This is a genomic window from Cellulomonas sp. EB106-03-03-XG116, from assembly GCF_058792015.1.
Genome location: NZ_JBYTEP010000015.1, coordinates 1 through 23,840 on the forward strand (window position 1 = coordinate 1; position 23,840 = coordinate 23,840).

Here is a 23,840-nt window from a genome sequence, read left to right on the forward strand (position 1 = left end):
CACCCCACCCCCCCCCCCGTGGGAAGGAGACGGCGACCACCGAGATCGACACTCCACGGCCTTCGGCGGAAGCGTCAGATGGGGAGAAGAGACAGGGCCGCGGGCGGGACGGCGGCGGTCGGCGCGGCGTCGGTGCTGGTGGCCATCGCCCCATCGTGCCGCCCCCCACCGACACGCGCCGCGGGTGACCGAGGGCGCCGGCTGCGAGGTCGTCCCCGCGACGAGGTCGTCACACGCTCGTGAGGTCGTCACACGCTGGTGAGGTCGTCACACGCTGGTGAGGTCGTCACAAGCTCGTGAGGTCGTCACGAATGAGTGCCGACCTCGTCGGCTCGTGACGACCTCACGCCCGCCGCGGCGACCCCGCACCCGCCCGGCGCGCACGACCGCGCCCGCCGACCGGAGGGTCGTCGGCGGGCGCGGTGCGGTGGTGCTGCGGGCGGTGCCGGGCGTCAGCGCTGCGCGGCGGCCCCCGCGGGGGCGGCGACGCCCCCGGCCTGCGGCGCGGCGGCCGCGCGCTCGCCCGCGCCGATGCTGGTCACCGCGGCGTCGAGCTTGATGATCCCGTAGCTCCAGCCGCGCCGGCGGTACGCGACGGACGGCTGCGCCGTCTCGGCGTCGACGAACAGGAAGAAGTCGTGGCCGACGAGCTCCATCTCGTAGAGCGCGTCGTCGATCGTCATCGGCTGGGCGACGTGCACCTTCTCGCGGATGACGACGGGCGAGTCGCCGAGCGTGGTCTCCACGACCCCGTCCTCGGAGGGCTCGGGCGCGGCGGGCTCGGGCTCCAGGTCCTCGAGCGGCGGCAGCGGGTCGCTCACCGGCGTGGGGACCTTGCCGCGGTGGCTCTTGCGCCGGTCGCGGGCCCGGCGGAGGCGCTCCGCGAGCTTGTCGATCGCCAGGTCGAAGGCCCCGTACCGGTCGTCCGCGCACGCCTCGGCACGGATCACCGGTCCCTTGCCCACCACGGTCAGCTCGACCCGCTCGGCGGCCGCGGCCTGCCGGGGGTTGGGCTCGTGGGTCACCTCGACGTCGATGCGCTGCGCCCGGGGGGCGAGCTGCTCGAGCCTGGCGAGCTTGTCCGTCACGTGCTGACGGAAACGCTCGGGGACGTCGGTGTGGCGGCCGGCGACGACGATCTCCATGGGGTACCTCCTGGAGGTCCGGGGGCGGGTCGGTGCCCGCCCGGCAGCATGCTCGGAGCGCCCTCGCGGGGCGCTGGTCTGCGGCACCACCTCCTCGTGCGGGCACGCCCGTCGAGTCCCGGTACCGGGGGACGACGTCGCCTCCCGGTGCTGTGGGACCACGCTAGCCCGGGTCGGCCGAGGCTTCCAACCAGCCGGTCGGCGAACCCGGCGGACGGGTGACGGCCAGCACCGTCGCGCCGACGACCTGCGCCCCCGCGGCCTCCAGCGCCGACCGGCAGGCCGCCAGCGTGGCGCCCGTCGTCAGCACGTCGTCGACCAGGAGGACGCGGGCACCGGCCAGCGCGGCGCGCGCCCGCGGCCGGACCCGGACCCGGCCGGCGAGGTTCGCCGCGCGCCCCCGGACGCCGAGCCCGACCTGGTCCCGACCCGCCCCGGCGAGGCGCAGCGCGGGCAGCGCGACGGCACCGCCGAGCCCCGCGGCCGCCGCGCGCGCCAGCGCCCCCACGAGGTCCTCCCCGCGGCGCGCCCGGCCCCGGGGCGACGCCGGCGCGGGCACGACCAGCAGGGGCACCGGCGCGCCGCCGGCCACCCCGTCCGGGAGGGCGCGGCGCACGGCCGGGCCCGCCCGGCGCAGCACCGCCCCGAACCACGGCGTCACGTCCGCCCGCCCCCGGTCCTTCCACCCGACGACCGCCCGCCGCACGACGCCGTCGTTCTCCGCGAGCGCCCACACCGGCACGGTCGTGCCGTCCATCCGGTCGAGCCGACCCGCCGCGCGCTCGCACCGCCGGGGCGGCCCGGCGAACGCGTGCAGGCAGCCGGGGCACAGCGGCCGGCCGGGGACGCCGCAGCCGGCGCAGGTCACGGGGAGGACGAGGTCGAGGAGCTCGCGGGCGGCGCGCCCGGGCGAGCCGCCCTGCGCGGTGGTGGTCGGCACGGGACCAGCCTCGCGCCGCGGCCCCGGCGGGCGCGGGCCCCGTCCCCAGCCGGGGCACCGGGCGCGCGCCGCCGGCCCCTGTGGACGTCCCGGTGCCCCGGGACGCCGCCGGACGCCGCGGCCCGGCGCCGGGTCAGCCCGCGAAGGACGGGTCCCGCACGCCCGACCCGACCGAGGCCCAGCTCGACCCCGCGCGTGCGAACAGCTCGCCCTCGGCCGTCGCCAGGTACAGCGCGCTGTCGCCCTTGCCGCCGGCGATGTCCACCGCGTCCGCGAGCGCCGGGCGCGTCTGCACCTCCCCGGCGAGCGGGACCAGGTGGTAGACCGCGGTGGTGGTGCTGCCGGACCGCCCGAGCACGCCGAGCGTCGACTCGTCGACCCAGACCACGCGGGTGGCGTCGGTGAGACTCACCCCGGTGCGCGACGCCTCGCCGAGCACCTGGGGCGTCCCGGAGTCGTCGCGCACCACGGAGGCCACGTCGACCCGCACGCCGTCGGACCCCGACGACACCACGGCCACCCGGGTGGCGTCCCGGGCGACGCGGACGGACCGCACCGCCCGGTCCTGCAACCACTCGGCGGCGACGTCGACGACGGTGCCGCGGTCGTCGACGGCGAGCAGCTGCCCGCTCGCGGAGGGCGACGCGGTCCACACCCAGCCGAGCCGGTCGACCGACGGCGCGACCAGCGCGGGGGCCTGGAGCAGCCCGACGGACGAGGCGGTGGCCGTCGGGACGGTCACCAGCCGGTCGGGCCCCGAGAGCATGACCCGGAGGTCGCCGGACCCGTCGCGGGCGGGGTCCCGCGCGTCCAGCCCGGCGAGCGGTGCGACCCCCTCGACGGGCTCGAGCTCGCCCGCGGACATCTGCACGAGCGTGCCGTCCTGGAGCGCCTCCAGCGCCCCGCCCCAGTCCTGCCCGCGCTCCAGCTCCGCCGCCTCGGTGCCCATCGCCACGCCGCCCGCGCTCACCTCCACGGTGCGCACGCGCGCGATCCGCAGGGACGCCTCCAGCTGCGCCTGCATCCGGGCGCGCTCGTCCGGCTCGGTCGGCAGGCCGCCCGCGCCGAGGCTGACGGTCGCGACGCCGTCCGCGTCGACGGACACCGCGTCCGGCTGCAGCACGGCGCCCTCGGGGACCGCGCTGCGCACGGCGTCCCGCAGCCACCCCGACGGGCCGGCGATGATCGCGCGGACGATCGACGTCGCCAGGTTGCGCACCGGGAACCACCGGGTCTCCGGGACCAGGAACTGCTCGTCCTGGGACAGGAAGTACAGGGTCGCGGACCGGTAGATCGCCTCGAAGTTCGGCTCGGAGAGCACCACGCCGTCCTCCAGGCCGGAGATGCGCCACTGCCCCTCGCTGTCCTGCACGAGGTCGAAGGTCAGCGACTCCTTCGCGTCCGGCCCCGCCTGGGCGTACCGCCCGTCGGCGTCCACCCGGGCGGCGACCCGCACGTCCACCTGCACCTGGGACTCCCCGACCAGCTCGATGTCGGGGCTCGACGCGGTCGCGTACACCACCACGCGGTCCCGCGGGCTCCACGACCGCCGGGTCTCGCCGGACAGGTACTCGCGGGCGTTGCGGAAGTCGTCGGTCGCGTCGGCGGACGCGGAGGCGCGGCTGAAGCCCGCGGCGCTCGCGCCGAGGAACCCCCGCACGATGTCCTCGGGCGCGCCGTCCTGCGGCGGCGGGTCGCCCAGCGGCTCGACGACGCCCTGGTCGGTGACACCCTCGACGCCGACGCCGACCGGCCCGGACGTCGGGATGCCGACGCACGCGGACAGTGCGGCCAGCACGACGGCGAGCAGGGCGGCGGCACCCGCGCGGCGCCCGGCGGGGCGGCACCGGGCGACGGACCCGGCGCGGGGACGGGACGGCGCGGTCATCGGGTCTCCCCCGGTCGGTCGGGGCCGCCGCGACGGGCGGGCTCGGGGTCGTGGGGCGTCCCGGCGTCCGGCCGCCGGGACGCCGGCTGCACGGCGTCCGGCGCCCCGTCGGACGCCCCGTCCGGCGTCCCGGGCGCCCCGGCCCGCTCCTGCTCGCGCCGGCGCGCCACCGCACGCTGCGCCTCCCGCGCGCGCTCGACCACGTCGAACGACCCGGTGGTCGGCGGCAGGTCCGGCAGCGCCGCGGGGTCGGGACGGTCGACGTCGCGCTCGCGTGCGACGGGCCGGTCGGGCTCCGCCGGCGGCTCGAGCGGCAGCGGCGAGGACTCCAGGGTGATCCCGGCGCGCCGGGGCAGCGTGAGCCGGAAGCACGCGCCCTGCCGGGGCCGGCCCCACGCCTCCAGCCAGCCGCCGTGCAGGTGCGCGTCCTCCAGCGAGATCGCGAGGCCGAGCCCCGTGCCGCCGGTCGTGCGCGCGCGGGCGGGGTCGGCCCGCCAGAACCGGTCGAACACGTGGGCCGCCTCGTCCCGGGTCATGCCCACGCCGCGGTCCCGGACGGTCACGGCGACCGCGCGGTCGTCCGCGCCGACCGTGACCTCGACGTCGCTGCCCTCGGCGTGCTCGATGGCGTTGACCAGCAGGTTCCGCAGCACCCGCTCGACCCGCCGCGGGTCGACGTCGGCGACGCACGGCGCCTCGGGCTGGGTCACCGAGAGCCAGGAGCCCTTCGCGCCGGCGAGCGGCACGGCCTGGTCGACCGCCGCCGCGACGACGTCGCGCAGGTCGCGGGCCTCGGCGTCCAGGACCGCGGCCCCCGCGTCGAACCGGCTGATCTCGAGCAGGTCGCCCAGCAGGTCCTCGAACCGGTCGAGCTGCTGCTGCAGCAGCTCGGCGGACCGGCGCACCACCGGGTCGAACTCGTCGCGCGACTCGTAGATCATCTCGCCGGCCATCCGCACCGTGGTCAGCGGCGTGCGCAGCTCGTGGGACACGTCCGAGACGAACCGGCGCTGCATCGCGGACAGGTGCTCCATGCGGTCGATCTGGTCCTGGAGGCTCTCCGCCATCTCGTTGAACGACCGGCCGAGCCGGGCCATCTCGTCCTCGCCGCGCACCGGCATCCGCTCGGTGAGGCTGCCGTCGGCGATCCGCTCCGCGACGTGCGCGGCCTGGCGGACCGGGCGGACGACCTGCCGGGTCACCAGCCAGGTCATCGACACCAGCAGCCCGACCAGCGCCACGGCGCCGATGCCGAGGACGCTCTGCAGGAACTCCAGCCGGTCCTGCTCGGCCTGCAGCGAGTACAGGAAGTACAGCTCGTAGGACCCCGCCGCGGGCACGGTGACGAGCTGTCCCACCATGACGCCGGGCTCCACCCGGCCGGTGTCGGTCGACGTCGCGGGCCACGCGACCGACTCCCAGCGCTGCCCCTCGCCCTCGGCGGTGGCGGTGCGCAGCGGCTCCGAGACCAGGCCGACGAGCGTCGACTCGGTCACCGCGCTGGTGACCAGGATCGGCTGCTGCTGGCCGCGGGTGCGCAGGATGAACACCTCGCGCTCCCCCGACCCGCCGGAGCGCAGCGCGCGCACCATGTCGTTGAGCAGGAGCTGGACCTCGGGCGCCGTGGTCGCCGTCGAGGCGTCGAAGGTCTCCTGGGCCTGGGCGGCGCTGCGCGCCGACTCCGCGAGCACCTGGTCCACGCGCTGCGTGAACAGGCCGTCCCGCACGCTGACGGACAGGTAGCCGCCGAGCACCGCGAGCGCGAGCAGCCCGACCACGAGGGTGAGCGTCAGGACCCGCGCCTGCAGCGACCCGCGCCAGGCGCGGACCATCCGGCGCGCGCGGGCCCCGGCCCGCACCGTGGCGAGCCGCCACGCGCGCGCCGCCCGCCCGGCGACGCCGCCGCGGGGGGAACCGGTCACGGGGGCGTCGCGCCCGCCTTGTAGCCGACGCCGCGCACGGTCACGACGATCTCGGGACGCTCGGGGTCGGCCTCGATCTTGGACCGCAGCCGCTGGACGTGGACGTTGACCAGCCGGGTGTCGGCGGCGTGCCGGTAGCCCCACACGCGCTCGAGCAGCACCTCGCGGGTGAACACCTGCCACGGCTTGCGGGCGAGCGCGACCAGCAGGTCGAACTCCAGGGGCGTGAGGGAGATCGGCGCGCCGTCGCGGGTGACGCGGTGCCCGGTCACGTCGATCGACAGGTCGCCGATGCGCAGGTGCTCGGGGGCCGGCTCGTCGCTGCGGCGCAGCCGCGCGCGCACGCGGGCGATCAGCTCCTTCGGCTTGAACGGCTTGGCGATGTAGTCGTCGGCGCCGGACTCCAGCCCGAGGACCACGTCGACCGTGTCGGCCTTGGCCGTCAGCATGACGATCGGCACGCCCGACTCCGCCCGGATCAGCCGGCACACCTCGGTGCCGTCCTTGCCCGGGAGCATGAGGTCGAGCAGCACGAGGTCCGGCTGCGTGGACCGGAAGGCCTCCAGGGCCTCGTCCCCGTCCGCGCAGAAGACCGGCTCGAACCCCTCCGACCGCAGGACGATGCCGATCATCTCGGACAGGGCGGTGTCGTCGTCGACCACGAGAACGCGTCCCTTCATCTGCACATGATCGCATCACGGCGGCCCGCACCGGGGCACCACCGGCGCGGGACCTCCGGACGGAGCAGCGGCCCGCACCCGGACCTGACGTGGCACGATGGCCGTCAGCAGCGCCCGGCGCCCCCGACGGGGGTCCCGGCGCACCCCGCCGCGACCCGAGGAGCACGATGAGCACGCCTCACGACGAGGGCCGCCCCGAGGACGCGCCGCGGCAGGACGAGGACCAGCGGCCCGCGCCCCGGTACGGGCAGTACGCCCCCGCGGGGTGGCAGCCGCCCACGGACCCCGCCGCGGGCGCGCGCCCCGCGAACCCGTGGGGCGACCCGGGCACCCACCCGGGTGGCGGCCGACCGGGTGACGCCGCCGGGCAGCCGGGTGCCGGCCCGGCCGGTCCGACCCCGCCCGGGTACGGGCAGCAGCCGGGGTACGGGCAGCAGCCCGGCTACCCGACCCCGCCCGGGCAGGCGCCCGCGCCGGGGTACGGCCAGCAGGGCTACGGGCAGCAGGGCTACGGCCAGCAGCCCGGCTACCCCGTGGCGCCCGGCCAGGGCCCGCAGGGGTACGGCCAGCAGCCCGGCGCCGCCCCGTACGGCTGGGGCGCGACGCCCTACCAGCCGGCGGCCGCGCAGCCCGGGATCATCCCGCTGCGCCCGCTGAGCATCTGGGAGATCTTCGACGGCGCGTTCCGCGCGATCCGGCACAACCCCGCGACGATGTTCGGCCTCACGGCCGTCGTCGTCGCGGTCGCCACCGCGATCGGCGCGCTGGTCCAGTGGTACCTGGCCGGCATGTTCGCCGGTGCCGTCAACGACCTGTTCACCGGCAGCGCCGGCCTCACCACCGCGGACACCGAGCTGCTGGGCGACTCGTTCGGCACCTCGCTCGCGAGCGTGGCGAGCATCCCGCTCACCGCGCTGGCCACCACGATCCTCACCGGCCTGCTCATCCTGTCGGTGAGCCGCTCGGTGATCGGCCAGCGGATCTCGGCCCGCGACGTCGTGCGCGGCCAGGGCAAGCGCATCGTCTGGGTCATCGGCTTCAGCCTGCTGCTCGGCCTGGCGACGTCCGTCGCGGTGGCGGCGCTGGTCGGCCTCGTGGTCCTCGTCGGGACGGCCGGCGACAGCGTGGGGCTCACCGTGCTGGCCGCCCTGCTGGCGGCGGCCGTCGCCGTGGTCGGCGGGTTCTGGGTGACCATCCGCACGCTGCTCGCCCCCGCGGCGATCATGCTCGAGGGCGGCGGGTTCTGGGCCTCCGTGGCCCGCGCGTGGCGGCTGACCCGCGGGTCCTTCTGGCGCCTGCTCGGCCTGTACCTGCTGGTGTCGATCCTCGTCGGGATCATCGCGCAGATCGTCGTCGTGCCGGTCACGCTGATCTCCCAGCTCGTGCTGAACGACCCGCTGATGACCAGCGGGCCGTCCATCGCGCTCACCGCGATCGGCACCGCGATCGCGACCACGATCACGACCGTCTTCATGGCCGGCGTCATCGCGCTCGCCTACATCGACGTCCGGATGCGCCGCGAGGGCCTGGACGTCGAGCTGGCCCGGGCCGCGGAGGGCGCCGGCCGGTGACCGTGCCCGTCGTCCCGGACGCCGAGCAGGCGCGCCGCTGGCTCGAGCAGGAGCTCGCCGACCCGGTCTACCACCAGCAGCCCAGCCTGCTGCAGCGGTTCCTGGACTGGCTCGGCCGGCTGTTCGACGGCGCCGACGGCCTGCCGATCGGCGACGTCGGCACGCTCCTGGCGGTCCTGGCCGGGCTGGCGGTGCTCGTGACGGTGGCGTTCCTCGTCACCGGCCCGGTGCGCCGCAGCCGGCGGGTCGCGGGGGCGCGGGGCGTGCTCGACGCCGACGACCGGCGCACGGCCGCGGAGCTGCGGGCCGCCGCCGACGCCGCCGCCGCGCGCGGCGACTGGGCCGCGGCCGTCGCCGACCGGTTCCGGGCCGTGGTGCGGTCGCTCGAGGAGCGCGCCGTGCTCGAGGAGCAGCCCGGGCGGACCGCGCACGAGGCCGTCGAGGCCGCCGGTCTCCGGCTGCCCGCGCACGCGGTGGACCTACGCGTCGCCGGGCGGCTGTTCGACGACGTCGTCTACGGCGAGCGCATCCCGCGCGCCGAGGACGACGCCGCGCTGCGCGAGCTGGACGCGCGCGTCGCGGCGACCCGGCCGACCCTGCCCGCCGGGCTCGCCGTCGCGGGGGTGGACGCGTGACCGCGCCGGCGACGACCCGCACGCCGACCGGCCCGGACCGCGCCGACAGCGTCGTCCTCGGCGACGGCACGACCGCCCGGACCCGCGCGGGCGCGCGCTGGCGCCGGGTGCGCTGGCTCGTGGCCGTCGCGGTCGTGCTCGGGATCGGGGTGCTCGCCGCGCTGCTGCCCGCCCCCACCCGCTCCGCCACGGCCCTCGCGCCGGACAACCCGCGGGAGAACGGCGCGATGGCGCTCGCCGAGGTGCTGCGCGACCAGGGCGTCGGGATCACCTACGTGCGCTCCGCGGGCGCGGCGGTCGCCGCCGCGGAGGCCGGCACGACGCTGCTGGTCACGTCCGACTGGCTGCTGTCCGGCGACCAGCTCACGGCCCTGGCCGGGACCGCCGCGGACCTCGTGCTGCTCGACCCCTCCTACCTCGTCGACCGGACCGTCCCGGGCCTGACCACCGGCTGGTCGGGCGGCGCGGAGCCCGCGTCCGTCGCCGCCTCCTGCGCGGACCCGGACGCCGCTGCCGCCGGCACCGTCTCGGCGACCGGCGCCGGCGTCACGCCGCTCGGCGAGAGCGCCCCGGCGGGCGCCACCCTCTGCTTCCCGGTGCCCGACAGCTCCCCGCAGGCCTTCCTGTACGCGACGTCCGAGGCGGACGGCCGCCGGGTCACCGTCCTGGGCGACGCCGGGCTGATCACCAACGCCCGGGTGACGGACGAGGGCAACGCCGCGCTGGCGCTGCGGACGCTCGGCCGGAACGCGGAGCTCGTCTGGTACGTGCCGTCCGCCGGCGACCTCGGCGCCGACGAGGCGGCCGGCGGCCCCGGCCTCGGCGACCTGCTGCCCCCGGTCGCCCGGGTGCTGCTGCTGCAGGCCCTCCTGGTGGTCGTCGCCATCGCGCTGTGGCGCGGCCGCCGGCTCGGCCGGGTCGTCGCCGAGCGGCTCCCGGTCGTCGTCCGCCCCGCCGAGACCACCCGCGGGCGGGCCCGCCTCTACCGGACGTCCCGGTCGTACGGGCACGCCGCCGCCTCCCTGCGAGCCGGCACCGCCGCCCGGCTGGCCCGCCGGCTGGGCGTCCCGCGGTCCGCCGCCGCGCCCGACGTCGTCACCGCGGTCGCGCGGGCCGCGCGCCGGGACGAGGCCGACGTCCGCGACCTGCTGTACGGACCACCCCCCACGTCAGACGCGGGCCTGGAGCACCTGGCCCGCCGGCTCGACCAGCTCGAGAGCGAGGTTCACCCCACGTGACCGACCACCCCGCCCCGAACCCGTGGCCGCAGGGCGGCACGCCCGCCGGGTACCCCGCCCCGCAGCCCGCCGGGCCCGAGCAGCCCGCGACGCCGCCCGCGCCGGGACCCGCGCAGCCCGCCTGGGAGGCGCAGCAGCCCGCGTGGGCGCAGCAGCCCGCGCCCGCCGCACCGGCCGCCGCCGCCGCTCCCCCGGCGCCCCCCGCCCCCGCGGCCCCGGCCGTCCCGGAGCCGTCCCCGGAGCTGCGCGAGGCGCTCGGCGCGGTCCGGACCGAGGTCGGCCGCGCGGTCGTCGGCCAGGACGCCGCCGTCACGGGCCTGGTGATCGCGCTGCTCTGCCGCGGCCACGTGCTGCTCGAGGGCGTGCCCGGCGTCGCGAAGACGCTGCTCGTCCGCACGCTGTCGACGGCCCTGGACCTCGACACCAAGCGCGTGCAGTTCACGCCGGACCTCATGCCCGGCGACGTGACCGGCTCGCTGGTCTACGACGCGCGGACCGCCGAGTTCTCGTTCCGCGAGGGCCCGGTGTTCACCAACCTCATGCTCGCCGACGAGATCAACCGCACGCCGCCCAAGACCCAGGCGTCGCTGCTCGAGGCCATGGAGGAGCGCCAGGTCTCGGTCGACGGCACCCCGCGCCCGCTGCCCTCGCCGTTCGTCGTCATCGCCACGCAGAACCCGGTCGAGTACGAGGGCACCTACCCGCTGCCCGAGGCGCAGCTCGACCGGTTCCTGCTCAAGCTGACCCTCCCGCTGCCCGAGCGGCACGAGGAGATCGAGGTGCTCGCGCGGCACGCGGCCGGCTTCGACCCCCGCGACCTCGCCCGCGCGGGCGTGCGCCCCGTCGCCGGCAAGGACGTGCTGGAGCGCGCCCGCGAGGAGGTCGCGCGGGTGCAGGTCGCGCCCGAGGTGCTCGGCTACGTCGTCGACGTGGTGCGCGGCACCCGGCAGTCGCCGTCGCTGTCCCTCGGCGTGTCCCCCCGCGGCGCCACCGCGCTGCTCGCGACGGCGCGGGCGTGGGCCTGGCTGCAGGGCCGGTCGTACGTGACCCCGGACGACGTGAAGGCGCTCGCGCACCCGACGCTGCGGCACCGCGTGCAGCTGCGCGCGGAGGCCGAGCTCGAGGGCGTGACGGCGGAGTCGGTGCTCGACACCGTGCTCGCGTCCGTGCCGGTCCCCCGCTGAGGCCCGCGGCGTGGCGATCACCTGGCGCGCGGTCGCGCTGACCGCGGTCGGCGCGCTGCCGGTGCTGCTCTGGCCCGTGCCCGGCACGGTGCTGGCCTGGGCGGTGCTGGTCGTGCTGCTGTGCGTGCTCGACGTCGCCCTGGCGGCCTCGCCGCGCGCCGTGGCGATCCGCCGCGAGGTCACCGGCGCGGTCCGGCTGCACGAGCCCGCGCGGTCCCGGCTCACCCTCACGCACACCGGCGCCCGGCGGCTGCGCGCCCTGGTCCGGGACGCGTGGCCGCCCTCGGCCGGCGCGGTCGGCAACCGGCACCGGGTCGACCTGCCGCCCGGGGAGTCGCGCCGCGTCGACACCGGCCTGCGCCCGAGCCGCCGCGGAGACCTGCGCGCCGACCGGGTCACCATCCGGGCGGCCGGCCCGCTCGGGCTCGCGGCCCGGCAGGCGTCGATCGCCGTGCCCGGCACCCAGCGGGTGCTGCCGGAGTTCGCGTCCCGCCGGCACCTGCCCAGCCGGCTCGCCCGGCTCCGCGAGATGGACGGCCGCGCCGCGGTGCAGGTCCGCGGGCAGGGCACCGAGTTCGACTCGCTGCGCGAGTACGTGATCGGCGACGACGTGCGCTCCATCGACTGGCGGGCCAGCGCCCGGCGGAACGACGTCGTGGTCCGCACCTGGCGTCCCGAGCGCGACCGCCGGGTGCTGATCGTGCTCGACACCTCGCGCACCAGCGCCGCGCGCACCGGCGAGGAGCCGCGCCTGGAGCCGTCGGTCGAGGCGGCGCTGCTGCTCGCCGCGCTGGCCTCGCGGGCGGGCGACCGGGTCGAGCTCCTCGCGTACGACCGGACGGTGCGGGCCCGGGTGGCCGGCGCGTCCGGGCCGCGGCTGATGCCCGCGGTCGCGGACGCGCTCGCCGACGTCGAGCCCTCGCTGGTCGAGGCCGACTGGCCCGGCGTCGTCGCCCAGGTGCAGGAGCGGCTGTCCCAGCGGGCGCTGGTCGTGCTGCTGTCCGCCCTCGAGCCCGCGGCCGTCGAGAACGGGCTGCTCCGCGTCGTCGACCAGCTCGCGTCCCGGCACCAGGTGGTGCTCGCGTCGGTGCGGGACCCCGAGGTCGAGCGGCTGCGCACCGGGCGGGAGGACGTCGCGGCCCTGTTCGACGCCGCGGCGGCCGAGCGGACCGAGCTCGAGCGGGCGGCGGTCGCGCAGCGGCTGCGGAGCCACGGGGTGGAGGTGGTCGACGCGCTGCCCGACGACCTGGCCCCGCGCCTCGCCGACGCGTACCTGGCCCTCAAGGCCGCGGGCCGGCTCTAGGACGGCCGGGCGACCCTGCTGCACACCCGACAGTGGAAGGTTGTGACGGACACGCCGCTGGCGTGTCCGTCACAACCTTCCACTGAGAGCGGTGGCCGACGTGTCGGGGCGCGCGCGTAGCCTCGGCACCGTGACGGGTGACGGGGACCTCGCGGGCGGCGGCACGATCACCACGCGCGGGCTCGGGCGCGCGCTGCTCGCGCGGCAGCACCTGCTCGACCGCACGGACGCCCCGGCGGTCGACGTCGTACGGCACCTGGTGGCCCTGCAGTCGCAGAACCCGTCGTCCGCCTACCTGGCGCTGCACGCGCGGGTCGCCGGCCTCGCGCACGCCGACCTGGCCGACGCGATGACCGACCGCCGGGTGGCCCGCCTGGCGCTGCTGCGCGACACGGTGCACCTGGTGACCGCCGACGACGCGCTGGCGCTGTGGCCGCTCCTGGCACCCACGCTGCGCCGGCACCTCACCGCCAACGTCTCCGCGGCGCCGACGCTGCGCCAGGTCGACCTCGACGACCTGCGCACCGCCGCGCTGGACGCGCTCGCCGACGGTCCGCTGACCGCGCGCGACCTCGGGGCACGGCTGGCGGCGACCTGGCCCGACCTCGACCCGGGGGCGCTCGCCCTCGGCGCGCGCGGGGTGCTGCCGCTGGTGCAGGTGACCCCGCGCGGGGTCTGGGGGCGCAGCATGCCGACCACCTGGACGACCGCGTGGGCGTGGTTCGGCGTCGACGGGCCGGGCGCGGACCCGGGGGACGAGGAGCGCGTCGCCGCCCTCGCCGCCCTGGTCCGCCGCTACCTCGCCGCCTACGGCCCCGCCGCCGTCGCGGACGTGCAGCAGTGGTCGGGCCTCACCCGGCTCGCGCCGGTCGTCGACCGGCTGCGGCCGGAGCTCGTCGAGCTCGTGCACGTCGACCCGGCGTCGGGCCGGCCCCGGGTCCTGCTCGACCTCCCCGACGCCCCGCGCCCGCCCGAGGACGCCCCGGCCCCCGTGCGGCTGCTGCCGGACTTCGAGAACCTGCTGCTGAGCCACGACGACCGCAGCCGCGTGATCCCGCCGGCGATCCGCCCGGCGCTGGCGAGCCGCAACGGGATGCCGCCGGGGACGGTGCTGCTCGACGGGCTGGTGGCCGGCTCCTGGGCCGTGCGGCGCGAGCGCCTCCCCTGGCCGGCCGGCGCGCCGCGGGCCCGCCGGGAGCGCGCGACGCTGACCGTCACCCCGCTGCGGCGGTGGACCGCGGCGGAGCGGCGGGCGGTGCTGCCGGAGGCCGACCGGCTCGTGCGGTTCGTGGCCGACGACGCCGCCGAGCACGCGGTGGCGGTCGCCGGGGCCTGACGCCCCTCGACCGGCGGGGCGACACGGCGGCACCGCCCTTGAACTGCGCGGGGACCGCGCCTACCGTCGACGGCGGACCGTCGCGGCCGACGCTCCTGACGCCGACGCCCCGCCCCTGACGCCGACCCACCAGGAGTCTCCCGTGCCCCGTCCCGCCGTCACCCTCACGCTGTCCGGCGCCGCCGGCCAGATCGGCTACTCGCTGATGTTCCGGGTCGCGAGCGGGGAGCTGCTCGGCCCGGACACGCCGGTCCGGGTGCGGATGCTCGAGCGGCCCGAGGCGCTGCACGCCGCGCACGGCGTCGCGCTGGAGCTGCAGGACGTCGCCTCGCCGCTCCTGGTCGACGTGGACGTCACCGCCGACCCGCGGGCCGCGTTCGACGGCGCGGACATCGCGATCCTGGTCGGCGCGCAGCCGCGGACCGCCGGGATGGAGCGCGCCGACCTGCTGGAGGCCAACGCGGGGATCTTCCGCGCCCAGGGCGCGGCGATCAACGACGTCGCCGCGGACGGCATCCGGGTGCTCGTGATCGGCAACCCGGCCAACACGAACGCGATGATCGCGGCCGCGCACGCGCCGGACGTGCCGGGCGACCGGTTCACCGCCCTGACCCGGCTGGACCACAAACGCGCGCTCGCCCAGCTCGCGCTGCGCACCGGCGTGAACCCGCGGGAGATCACCCGCGTCACCGTGTGGGGCAACCACTCGCGCACCCAGTACCCCGACCTGCGGCACGCGCTGGTCGCCGGGCGACCCGCGCTGGAGGTCGTCGACCGGGAGTGGGCCGAGGGCGCGTTCATCGACACCGTCGCCCAGCGCGGGGCCGCGATCATCGCCGCCCGCGGCGGGTCGTCGGTCGCCTCGACCGTGAGCGCGATCATCGACCACGGCCACCTGCGCCGCGGCGGCACCCCGGCCGGCGACTGGACGTCGGCCGGCCGGGTGTCGGACGGGTCCTACGGGGTGCCCGAGGGGCTGGTCTGCTCGTTCCCGGTGACCGCCGCCGACGGGGTGTGGCGGATCGTGCCCGACCTGGAGGTCGACGCGTTCTCGCGGGCGCGGATCGACGCGTCCGTCGCGGAGCTCGCCGAGGAGCGGGACGCGGTGCGGCACCTCGGCCTGATCTGAGGCGCGGGACCGGCGGGGGCGCCTCGCCCGGCCGGGACGCGACGCCGGCCGGGCGTCCGCCCTCAGCGCGCCGTCGCGTACTGCGTCTCGTACAGCTCCGCGTACAGCCCGCCCGCGGCGAGCAGCTCGGCGTGCGTGCCCTGCTCGGCCACCCGCCCGCCGTCGAGCACCACGATCGAGTCCGCCTCGCGGATCGTCGACAGCCGGTGCGCGATCACGATCGCGGTCCGGCCGACCAGGGCCTCGGCCAGCGCCCGCTGCACCGCGGCCTCCGACTCGGAGTCCAGGTGCGCGGTCGCCTCGTCCAGCACCACGATCGGCGGGGCCTTGAGCAGCAGCCGGGCGATCGCCAGCCGCTGCCGCTCGCCGCCGCTGAGCCGGTAGCCCCGGTCCCCCACGACGGTGTCCACGCCGTCGGGCAGCCGGGACACCAGGTCCCAGATCTGCGCGCGGCGCAGCGCCTGCTCCAGCTCGGCGTCGGACGCGCCGGGCCGGGCGTAGAGCAGGTTGGCGCGGATGGTGTCGTGGAACAGGTGCGCGTCCTGGGACACGATGCCGATGGCGTCCCGGAGGCTCTCCTGGGTGACCTCGCGGACGTCCTGGCCGGCGACGCGGACGGTGCCGGACGTGACGTCGTACAGCCGCGCGACCAGCGCCGAGATCGTGGTCTTGCCCGCGCCGGACGGCCCGACGAGGGCGACCAGGTGGCCGTGCGGCACCGTGAACGAGACGTGCTCGAGCGTCGTGCCGGGCACCTCGGTCTGCAGCCGGGCGACCGACTCCAGCGACGCGAGCGACACCTCCGACGCGGCCGGGTACCGGAACGACACGTCGTCCAGCTCGACGCTCGCGGTGGTGGCGAGGTCGGCGGGCAGCGGCCGCGCCTCGGGGGCGTCCGCGACGGTCGGCTCCAGGTCCAGCACCTCGAGGACCCGCTCGAAGGACACCAGCGTCGTCATCACGTCGACCTGGACGTTCGACAGCGCGGTGATCGGTCCGTACAGCCGCGTCAGGTAGGACGTCAGCGCGACGACCACGCCGACCGTCAGCGAGCCCTGGATGGCGAGCACACCGCCCAGCCCGTAGACGATCGCGACGGCCACCGCGGCGATCAGCGTGAGGCCGATCCGGAACACCGCGGCGTACATCGCGGACGTGATGCCGATGTCCCGCACCCGGGCGGCGCGGGAGGCGAACTCCGCGGTCTCGTCCTCGGGCCGGCCGTACAGCTTCACCAGCTGCGCGCCCGCGACGTTGAACCGCTCGGTCATCGTCTGGCCCATCGCGGCGTTGAGCGTGTAGGACTCCTGCGTCACGCCCGCGAGCCGCCGGCCCATCGCGCGCACCGGGAGCACGAACGCGGGCAGCAGCACCAGGGACAGCAGCGTGATCTGCCACGACAGCGACAGCATCGCGGCGATGACCAGCACGACGGTCAGCACGTTGGACACGACGTTCGACAGCGTCGACGTGAACGCCTGCTGCGCGCCGAGCACGTCGCCGTTGAGCCGCTGCACGAGCGCGCCGGTCTGCGTGCGGGAGAAGAACGCCAGCGGCATCCGCTGGACGTGGTCGAACACCTGCGTGCGCAGGTCGAGGATCAGGCCCTCGCCGATCCGCGCGGAGAACCAGCGGGACGCGAGCGTCAGCCCGGCCGAGACGACCGCGAGCAGCGCGACGACGCCGGCGAGCCCGAGCACCAGCCCGGTGCGGCCCTGCGCGATGCCGTGGTCGATGATCTGCCGGAACAGCAGCGGCGTGACCGCGCCGACGGCGGCGTCGAGCGCGACGACGACCAGGAACACGGTGAGCAGCCCGCGGTAGGGGCGGGCGAAGGCGAGGATGCGCCGCAGCACGTCGCGGGTGATGCGACGCCGGGCGACGGACGGGTCGAGGCGGAACGACCGGTACATCGCCGGTCCGCCGCCCCCTCCTCCGTGCATGGACATGTGGCCTCCAGGGGGACGATTCCGATAGAGAGGGTACCTCTCTATGTGCGGAACTCGCTATCGTGGGCGCATGACGCCCGTCACGCCCGCCCCCGCGCACCACCACCCCGCCCCGGGCAACCCCGGCGACGAGCTGTTCTGGCTGCTCCGCCGGGCCCTGCACACGATGCGGCGGGACGTCCGGGAGCGCGTGGACCTCACGCCGTCGCGGCACCGGCTGCTGCGCGTCGTGGCGCGCGCGGAGCCGCAGCGGCAGACCGCGCTGGCCGCCGCGCTCGACGTGGTGCCGCGGTCGGTCACGTCGCTGGTCGACGACCTCGAGCGCGCCGGCCTGGTCGAGCGCCGGCCCGACCCGACCGACCGGCGCGCGACCCTCGTGGCGGCGACCGACGAGGGCCGCGCCGTGCTCGCCGAGGCGGACGCCGAGCGGCGCCGGCACGCGGAGGAGCTCCTCGCGCGGCTCGCCCCCGGCGAGCAGGACGACCTGCTCCGCCTCCTGCACCGCCTGGTCGACGACCCGGCGGGCGCCCCCGCGGAGTGCGCCCGGGACTGACCGGCGCGGACACCACGGTTCGCCGAGATAGGACCTGCGCGCCGAGATAGGACCCAGGACGGTCCTACCTCGGCGGAACGGTCCTACCTCGGCGCGCGCGGCGTAGGCCTCAGACGACGCCGAGGGCCAGCATCGCGTCGGCGACCTTGAGGAAGCCCGCCACGTTCGCGCCGAGGACGTAGTCGCCCGGGGCGCCGTACTCGTCCGCCGTCGTGGCGCACCGGTCGTGGATGTCCCGCATGATCGTCGCGAGCCGCTGCTCGGTGTACTCGAACGACCAGGAGTCGCGGCTCGCGTTCTGTTGCATCTCCAGCGCGGAGGTCGCCACGCCGCCGGCGTTGGCCGCCTTGCCCGGGCCGAACAGCACCCCGGCCTCGCGCAGCACCGCGACCGCCTCCGGGGTCGTCGGCATGTTCGCGCCCTCGGCGACGGCCACCAGGCCCGAGTCGACCAGCGCGCGGGCGTCGTCGGCGTCGAGCTCGTTCTGCGTCGCGCACGGCAGCGCCACCGTCGCACCGACCTCCCAGACCCGCCGGCCGGGCACGTACCGCGACGAGCCGCCGCGCCGCTCCGCGTAGTCCGCCAGCGAGCCGCGCTCGACCGTCTTCACCTGCTGCAGCAGCGGCAGGTCGAGACCCGCGTCGTCGACGACGTAGCCGCGGGAGTCCGAGCACGCGACGACGTCGGCGCCGAGCTGCTGCGCCTTCTCGATCGCGTACAGCGCCACGTTGCCCGAGCCCGACACGACCACGCGCTGACCGTCCAGCGACCGGTTCGCCGCGCGCAGCATCTCCTGCACGAACAGCACGGCCCCGTACCCGGTCGCCTCGGTGCGGACCAGCGAGCCGCCCCAGGTCACGCCCTTGCCGGTGAGCACGCCCGACTCGTACCGGCCGGTCATGCGCTTGTACTGGCCGAACAGGTAGCCGATCTCCCGGCCGCCGACGCCGATGTCCCCCGCGGGCACGTCCACGTACTCGCCGATGTGCCGCGCCAGCTCCGTCATGAACGACTGGCAGAACCGCATCACCTCGCCGTCCGAGCGGCCGCGCGGGTCGAAGTCCGAGCCGCCCTTGCCGCCGCCGATCGGCATGCCGGTGAGCGAGTTCTTGAAGACCTGCTCGAAACCCAGGAACTTCACGATGCCGAGGTTCACCGACGGGTGGAACCGCAGCCCGCCCTTCGACGGGCCGAGCGTGGTGCTGAACTGCACCCGGAACCCGCGGTTGATCCGCACGCGGCCGGCGTCGTCGACCCACGGCACCCGGAACACGATCTGCCGCTCGGGCTCGCACAGCCGCTCCAGCACCGCCGCGTCGACGTACCGGGGGTTCCGCTCCAGCACGGGCCCCAGGCTGCCGAACACCTCCCGCACCGCCTGGTGGAACTCGGGCTCCCCCGGGTTCCGCGCCAGCACCTGGTCGAGCACCGCTCCCAGCTGGTCCTGCACGTGCCTCACCTCGTCGTGTCCGCGCCGGCTGCTCCCGGCGCCGTCACCGTACGAGGGGTTCCGGGGCCGCCGCCGGGGCGTCCACGAGGTGGTTCAGCGGCTGGGGTCCGGCACGCCGTGCGGCAGCCGGTGCAGCGTCACGGCCTCGGTCGCGGAGCGCTGGGCCGCGCGCGTGGCCGCGGCGTACTCGCGGTCCCGCCGGGTCGCGAGCACCGCGGCGAGGAACGCCTCCGGGTGGGTCCCGGCGGGCGGCCCGGGCGCGACGTACCGGGCGACCTCCCCGGCCAGCTGCTGGCCGAGCGCATACCGCGAGCCGGGGTGCAGCCGGGGCGCGCGGCCGAGGAACTGGCGGGCGGACAGCGCGAGGCCGTCGGGCAGCCGGGCCACGTCGGCCTGCTGCGCCCAGGGCGCGAGGAACGGCGGCATGACGACGACCGCGCGGTTCTCGGTGCGGCCGCGCACCCGGACGGCGTACGTGCCGGCCAGGATGTCGCCGAGCCGCTTGCCCTGCGGGTTGACCAGCGAGGTGATGAGCGCGACCGACCCCAGGGTCAGCCACAGCTCCAGGATGCCGACCAGCGCCCGGACGAACGCCTGCCGGAACCGGATCGGACCGCCGTCGTCGCGCACCACCCGGATGCCGACGGCGAGCTTGCCGAGCGACCGGCCGCGCGTCAGCGTGTCCACGGTCGTCGGGATGACCACCAGGACCGTCACCATCACCACGACGAACGTGATCTGCAGGACGTCCTGGCTCGGCGCGACGGCCACGAACCGGCTGAGCACCCAGGCCACCGCGATCGCCACCAGCCCGAGCGCGATCAGGTCGATCACCGCGCCGGCGAGCCGGGTGGCGAACGAGGTCGGGCGCGCGTCCAGCAGCACGCCCTCGCCGATGACGATGCCCTCGTCCTGCACGCCCCACCTCCGCCGACGTCCCGCCCCAGGTCACCCGGTCGGGGCCGGGCCTCGTGTGGCAGGGTATCGGGCGTGGACCTGGACGCCTTCTCCGCCGTGCGCGAGCCCGCCTGGGCGCGCCTGGACGAGCTGTCCCGGCGGCGCGGCCTCGACGGCGCCGAGGCGGACGAGCTCGTCCGGCTCTACCAGGCCGCCGCGACCGACCTCTCGACCATCCGGTCCTCGGCGCCCGACCCGGACGCGGTCGCCCGGCTGTCCCAGCTGCTGGCCCGCGCCCGGTCCCGGATCGCCGGCACGCACGAGCCGGCCTGGCGGGACGTCCGCCGGTTCGTCGTGCTCTCGCTGCCGGCCGCCCTGTACCGGCTGCGCTGGTGGACGGTCGGTGTCATGCTCGCGTGCGTCGCCGTCGCGGTCGTCGCCGGCTGGTGGGTGGCGACGAACCCCGACGCCCTGGCCGCGATGGGCACCCCCAGCGAGCGGCAGCAGTACGTCGACGAGGCGTTCGCGACCTACTACGACCCCGGCGCGGGCTTCGCCGCCGTCGTCTGGACGAACAACGCCTGGGTCGCCGCGCTCTGCGTCGCGCTCGGCATCTCCGGGATCGGCACGCTGTACGTGCTCGCGAACAACGCGGTGAACGTCGGCGCGACCGGCGGCATGATGGCGGCGCACGACAGCCTGGGCATCTTCTTCCAGCTCATCACGCCGCACGGCCTGCTCGAGCTGACCTCGATCTTCGTCGCCGGCGCCGCGGGGCTGCGGCTGTTCTGGGCGTGGGTCGACCCGCAGGGGCGGCCGCGGGCGCGCGCGCTCGCCGAGGAGGGCCGGGCGCTCGTCACCGTGGTGATCGGGCTTGCCGCGGCGCTGCTGCTGTCCGGCGTCGTCGAGGGCTTCGTGACCGGCTCGACGCTGCCGTGGTGGCTGAAGATCGTGATCGGCGCGCTCGCGCTGGCCGCGTTCTGGACCTACACGATCGTACTGGGCCGCCGCGCGGTGGCCGAGGGCGAGACCGGCGACCTCGAGGAGGACGCCGCGGGCTACGCGGTCGCGATCGCGGCCTGAGCCCGGGCGGGCGCGCCGTCGCGCCCGGGCCCTCCGGAGCGCCGCGCGCCGAGCCAGAGCGACGCCGCCCCGAGCGGCGTGCGCGCCACCTCCGCGAACCCGAGCGCCCGCAGGTCCGCCACCTGCGCCGGGTCGACGGTCACCGCCAGCACGTCCCGACCCCCGGCCGCCTGCTCGGCCGCGACGGGCGCCAGCAGGTCCGCGAGCAGCGCCTCCCGCTCCGCCGCGTCCGCCCGGCCGTCGTCGGCGAGCAGGACGAGCACGCGCTCCGCGCCCGACTCCCGGACCAGGGCGAGCGTGCGGGCGGTGGCCTCGGCGATCGCCCGCAGCGGGGCGCGCGCGGGCTTCGGGTGCCGGTCGGGCCGGACGCCGAGCTCGCGGGTCACCACGCGCTGGAGGTCGGCGCCGAGGCGGTCGGCGTCGGGCGGGAGCCAGACGGCGACGGCGGCGACCTCGGCGGACGCGGCACCCGCGTCCGCGAGCCACACCTCGCCGTGCTCCATCGCGCCGAGGCTCAGCATGAGCCGGGTCGCCGGCCCCGCCTGCTCCGGGTCCGGGCCGGGGTCCGGCTCGCCGTCGCCGTCGAGGTCGACGAACGGCCGGTGCGCGGCGATCATCCGGGCCAGCGGGTTGACGTCGAGCAGCCCCGCGCGGCGGACCCGCCACGGCCGGCGCGTGCCGCCGTCCTCGACGGGGGCGGGCAGGGCGGTGGTCCGGCGTCGGGTCGGCTCGTGCAGCACGCGTCCAGCCCAGCACCCGGACCTGGGAGCGCGCTGGGAGCCGGCGCCCCGCGCCCCGGGTCCGCGCGGCACCCAGGCCCCGCGCGTGAGGTCGTCACAACGGCGTGAGGGCGTCACTCACGAGTGACGACCTCACCGCCTTGTGACGACCTCACCGCCTTGTGACAGCCGCACCGCGCCGGTGCGGGCGGCCCGGCGTGACGCCGGCGCGACAGACCGGTTACACGGGCGTTTCCGCCCGGGCCCCGGCGCGAAACACGGGCCTGCCTACCCTCGTCGCCGGGCCGGACCGGGGGACGGGGGCGCTCGGGGGTCACGACAACCCCGGGCCGCGCGGTTTGGCCCGGCCGCCGATGTCCCGGCCCACCGGCCGCGGCGAGGCTGTCCGTGGCGCGGCACCCGCGCCGCTCCCCGACGGCGCGGACCCCGACGGTCGTCGTGCCGGGCGGGGCCGCCCCACCCGACCGTGCTAGGAGCCCTCGTGAAGCGACCCCTCCCCCGCCGGCGCCGCGCGACCGCGGCGTCCTCCGCCGCAGTCGTCGTGGCGCTCGCCCTCACCGCGTGCGGCGCGGGCGGCGACGACACCGCCGGCGACGACAGCACCTCGACCTCCGGCGGCACGCAGCCGCTCGTCATCAGCCTGGACAGCTCCGTCGACCTGCTGGACGCCCAGGCGTGGCGCACGCCGGCGGCGATGGTGGCGACCGGGTCGCTGGTCGAGCAGCTGATCGAGCAGACCTACGACACCGACGGCCTGGTCCGCACCGGCACCACCGAGTTCGAGGGCGCCCTCGCGGAGTCCTGGGACGTGTCGGCGGACGGCCTGACGACCACCTTCCACCTGCGGGACGGCCTCGCGTTCGCCGACGGCACGCCGCTCACCGCGCAGGACGTCGTCTGGTCCTACCAGCGCAGCCTGCTCGGACCCGGGTACGTCAAGGCGCTGCTGCCGTTCGCGGGCGTCGCGACGCCCGACGACGTCACCGCGCCGGACGACAGCACCGTCGTCGTGACCAGCACGTTCGCCAGCCCGCTGCTGACCAAGATGGAGGCGATGCAGCCGCTCGGCGTGTTCTCGCAGGCCACCGGCGAGGCGAACGCGACGGCCGACGACCCGTGGGCGGGCGCGTACTTCCGGGAGAACGCCAACTCCTCCGGCCCGTACACGGTGGCGTCCTACGACCCGACGCAGCAGCTGGTCCTGGAGCCGAACGAGCACTACTACGACCAGGACCGGATCGCGAACGCCGGCGTGACGATCCAGTTCGTCTCGGACGCGTCGCAGCGCGCGCTGCTGCTCCGCTCGGGCGAGATCGACCTGGCCCAGGGCATCCCGCTCGACCAGGTGCAGGCGATGGAGGACGAGGACGGCCTGACCGTCGTGTCCGAGGCGTCCAACCGCCTGGAGTACCTGGGCTTCAACACGACCGAGGCGCCGTTCGACGACCCGCTGGTCCGCCAGGCCGTCGCCAAGGCCGTCCCGTACGAGGACCTGGTGGACCAGGTGCTGTACGGCTACGCGAACGAGTCGACGGGCGTCGTGCCGGCCACGATGGAGACCCACTCCGACGAGGCGGGGACCTTCGAGGAGGACCTGGACGCGGCGCAGGACCTGCTCGCGGAGGCCGGGCTGGCGGACGGCTTCAGCTCGACCCTCTACTTCAAGCAGTCGAACGCGGTCGAGGCCGCGGCGGCCGTGCTGGTGCAGGCGAACCTCAAGGAGATCGGGGTCGACATCGACCTCAAGCCCCTGACGGACGCCGACTTCACCGCGCAGACCAACGCCCGGGCGCTGCCGATGTACCTGAACAACTTCCTGGGCTGGGGAGCCGACCCGTTCTACCAGATGTACTACCTGGCCGGGTCGGCCGCGGGCACCAACTTCACCTCGTACGCGAACGCGGACCTGGACGCCCTGCTCCAGGAGGGCGCCGCGACCGCCGACGAGGCGTCCCGCGAGGAGATCTCGGCCGAGGCGCAGCAGGTCATCTACGACGACATGCCGTTCATCCCGGTCTACAACCCGAACTGGACCTTCGTGGTCCGGGACGGCGTGTCCGGCCTCACCAAGGACAACACCGAGCAGCTCCGCCTGCAGTACCTCACCCAGGAGTGAGCCGCCCGGTGTGACGACGGGCGCCGGTGCCCGGCCGCGGGGCCTCCCTGACCCCCGCGCCCCGGGTGCCGGCGCCCCCGC

At 76.7% G+C, this 23,840-nt stretch carries 19 protein-coding genes; 10 read left to right on the forward strand and 9 right to left on the reverse strand.

What is annotated here, in order from left to right:
* Positions 1-452: 452 nt before the first annotated feature.
* The 5 genes from hpf to mtrA all read right to left on the reverse strand — a co-directional run bounded on the left by hpf (position 453) and on the right by mtrA (position 6,575).
* Positions 453-1,145 carry a ribosome hibernation-promoting factor, HPF/YfiA family gene (gene hpf / locus AC3WUG_RS07895; protein WP_492327174.1) on the reverse strand — a complete coding sequence of 231 codons (693 nt, stop codon included), beginning with the start codon at positions 1,143-1,145 and terminating at the stop codon, positions 453-455.
* A 163-nt stretch (positions 1,146-1,308) separates the two neighbouring features.
* On the reverse strand, positions 1,309-2,085 hold the full coding sequence (locus tag AC3WUG_RS07900) for a ComF family protein (protein WP_492327175.1): 777 nt from the start codon (positions 2,083-2,085) through the stop codon (positions 1,309-1,311).
* A 133-nt stretch (positions 2,086-2,218) separates the two neighbouring features.
* Complete coding sequence (locus AC3WUG_RS07905; protein ID WP_492327176.1) at positions 2,219-3,973, reverse strand: LpqB family beta-propeller domain-containing protein; 1,755 nt, start codon at positions 3,971-3,973, stop codon at positions 2,219-2,221.
* Positions 3,970-5,805, reverse strand: a complete 1,836-nt coding sequence (gene mtrB / locus AC3WUG_RS07910) for an MtrAB system histidine kinase MtrB (protein ID WP_492327235.1) — start codon at positions 5,803-5,805, stop codon at positions 3,970-3,972. The genes AC3WUG_RS07905 and mtrB overlap by 4 nt, the downstream gene beginning before the upstream one ends.
* 86 nt (positions 5,806-5,891) lie before the next feature.
* The gene (gene mtrA / locus AC3WUG_RS07915) at positions 5,892-6,575 is read right to left on the reverse strand and encodes an MtrAB system response regulator MtrA (protein ID WP_217615566.1); all 684 of its coding nucleotides are present in this window, start codon (positions 6,573-6,575) and stop codon (positions 5,892-5,894) included.
* 167 nt (positions 6,576-6,742) lie between these two features.
* Between mtrA and AC3WUG_RS07920 the strand changes: the two genes are divergently transcribed.
* The 7 genes from AC3WUG_RS07920 (at position 6,743) to AC3WUG_RS07950 (ending at position 14,971) form a co-directional block, all read left to right on the forward strand.
* On the forward strand, positions 6,743-8,146 hold the full coding sequence (locus tag AC3WUG_RS07920; protein ID WP_492327177.1) for a DUF7847 domain-containing protein: 1,404 nt from the start codon (positions 6,743-6,745) through the stop codon (positions 8,144-8,146).
* On the forward strand, positions 8,143-8,781 hold the full coding sequence (locus tag AC3WUG_RS07925) for a DUF4129 domain-containing protein (RefSeq protein WP_492327178.1): 639 nt from the start codon (positions 8,143-8,145) through the stop codon (positions 8,779-8,781). The genes AC3WUG_RS07920 and AC3WUG_RS07925 overlap by 4 nt, the downstream gene beginning before the upstream one ends.
* Positions 8,778-10,019, forward strand: coding sequence for a DUF4350 domain-containing protein (locus tag AC3WUG_RS07930; protein WP_492327179.1), 1,242 nt, complete (start codon positions 8,778-8,780; stop codon positions 10,017-10,019). The genes AC3WUG_RS07925 and AC3WUG_RS07930 overlap by 4 nt, the downstream gene beginning before the upstream one ends.
* Positions 10,016-11,203 (forward strand): AAA family ATPase, encoded by a 1,188-nt coding sequence (locus tag AC3WUG_RS07935; protein ID WP_492327180.1) that lies wholly within the window; start codon positions 10,016-10,018, stop codon positions 11,201-11,203. Before AC3WUG_RS07930 ends, AC3WUG_RS07935 begins: the two co-directional genes overlap by 4 nt.
* Before the next feature lie 10 nt (positions 11,204-11,213).
* The gene (locus tag AC3WUG_RS07940) at positions 11,214-12,506 is read left to right on the forward strand and encodes a DUF58 domain-containing protein (RefSeq protein WP_492327181.1); all 1,293 of its coding nucleotides are present in this window, start codon (positions 11,214-11,216) and stop codon (positions 12,504-12,506) included.
* 130 nt (positions 12,507-12,636) lie between these two features.
* The gene (locus AC3WUG_RS07945) at positions 12,637-13,842 is read left to right on the forward strand and encodes a winged helix DNA-binding domain-containing protein (protein ID WP_492327182.1); all 1,206 of its coding nucleotides are present in this window, start codon (positions 12,637-12,639) and stop codon (positions 13,840-13,842) included.
* Between the two features lie 142 nt (positions 13,843-13,984).
* A complete protein-coding gene (locus AC3WUG_RS07950) occupies positions 13,985-14,971 on the forward strand; it encodes a malate dehydrogenase (RefSeq protein WP_492327183.1) in 987 nt (328 codons plus the stop codon).
* 62 nt (positions 14,972-15,033) lie between these two features.
* On the opposite strand, the gene AC3WUG_RS07955 is transcribed toward AC3WUG_RS07950, so the two are convergent.
* Positions 15,034-16,920: an ABC transporter ATP-binding protein gene (locus AC3WUG_RS07955; RefSeq protein ID WP_492327184.1), complete on the reverse strand. Its 1,887-nt coding sequence runs from the start codon at positions 16,918-16,920 to the stop codon at positions 15,034-15,036.
* A 70-nt stretch (positions 16,921-16,990) separates the two neighbouring features.
* On the opposite strand from AC3WUG_RS07955, the gene AC3WUG_RS07960 reads away from it, so the two are divergent.
* Positions 16,991-17,473 carry a MarR family winged helix-turn-helix transcriptional regulator gene (locus tag AC3WUG_RS07960; protein ID WP_492327185.1) on the forward strand — a complete coding sequence of 161 codons (483 nt, stop codon included), beginning with the start codon at positions 16,991-16,993 and terminating at the stop codon, positions 17,471-17,473.
* A 109-nt stretch (positions 17,474-17,582) separates the two neighbouring features.
* Here the strand turns inward: AC3WUG_RS07960 and gdhA are convergent, their stop codons facing one another.
* Both gdhA and AC3WUG_RS07970 read right to left on the reverse strand, forming a co-directional pair.
* Positions 17,583-18,923, reverse strand: a complete 1,341-nt coding sequence (gene gdhA / locus AC3WUG_RS07965; protein ID WP_492327186.1) for an NADP-specific glutamate dehydrogenase — start codon at positions 18,921-18,923, stop codon at positions 17,583-17,585.
* A 93-nt stretch (positions 18,924-19,016) separates the two neighbouring features.
* The gene (locus AC3WUG_RS07970) at positions 19,017-19,841 is read right to left on the reverse strand and encodes an RDD family protein (protein ID WP_492327187.1); all 825 of its coding nucleotides are present in this window, start codon (positions 19,839-19,841) and stop codon (positions 19,017-19,019) included.
* A 72-nt stretch (positions 19,842-19,913) separates the two neighbouring features.
* On the opposite strand from AC3WUG_RS07970, the gene AC3WUG_RS07975 reads away from it, so the two are divergent.
* Positions 19,914-20,903, forward strand: coding sequence for a stage II sporulation protein M (locus AC3WUG_RS07975; protein WP_492327188.1), 990 nt, complete (start codon positions 19,914-19,916; stop codon positions 20,901-20,903).
* Here AC3WUG_RS07975 and AC3WUG_RS07980 read toward each other — a convergent pair.
* Entirely contained in the window at positions 20,879-21,643 is a 765-nt protein-coding gene (locus AC3WUG_RS07980) for a hypothetical protein (RefSeq protein WP_492327189.1), read from the reverse strand. The two genes, AC3WUG_RS07975 and AC3WUG_RS07980, sit on opposite strands and share 25 nt — an antisense overlap.
* Before the next feature lie 481 nt (positions 21,644-22,124).
* On the opposite strand from AC3WUG_RS07980, the gene AC3WUG_RS07985 reads away from it, so the two are divergent.
* A complete protein-coding gene (locus tag AC3WUG_RS07985; RefSeq protein ID WP_492327190.1) occupies positions 22,125-23,759 on the forward strand; it encodes an ABC transporter substrate-binding protein in 1,635 nt (544 codons plus the stop codon).
* The last annotated feature ends 81 nt before the right edge of the window (positions 23,760-23,840 follow it).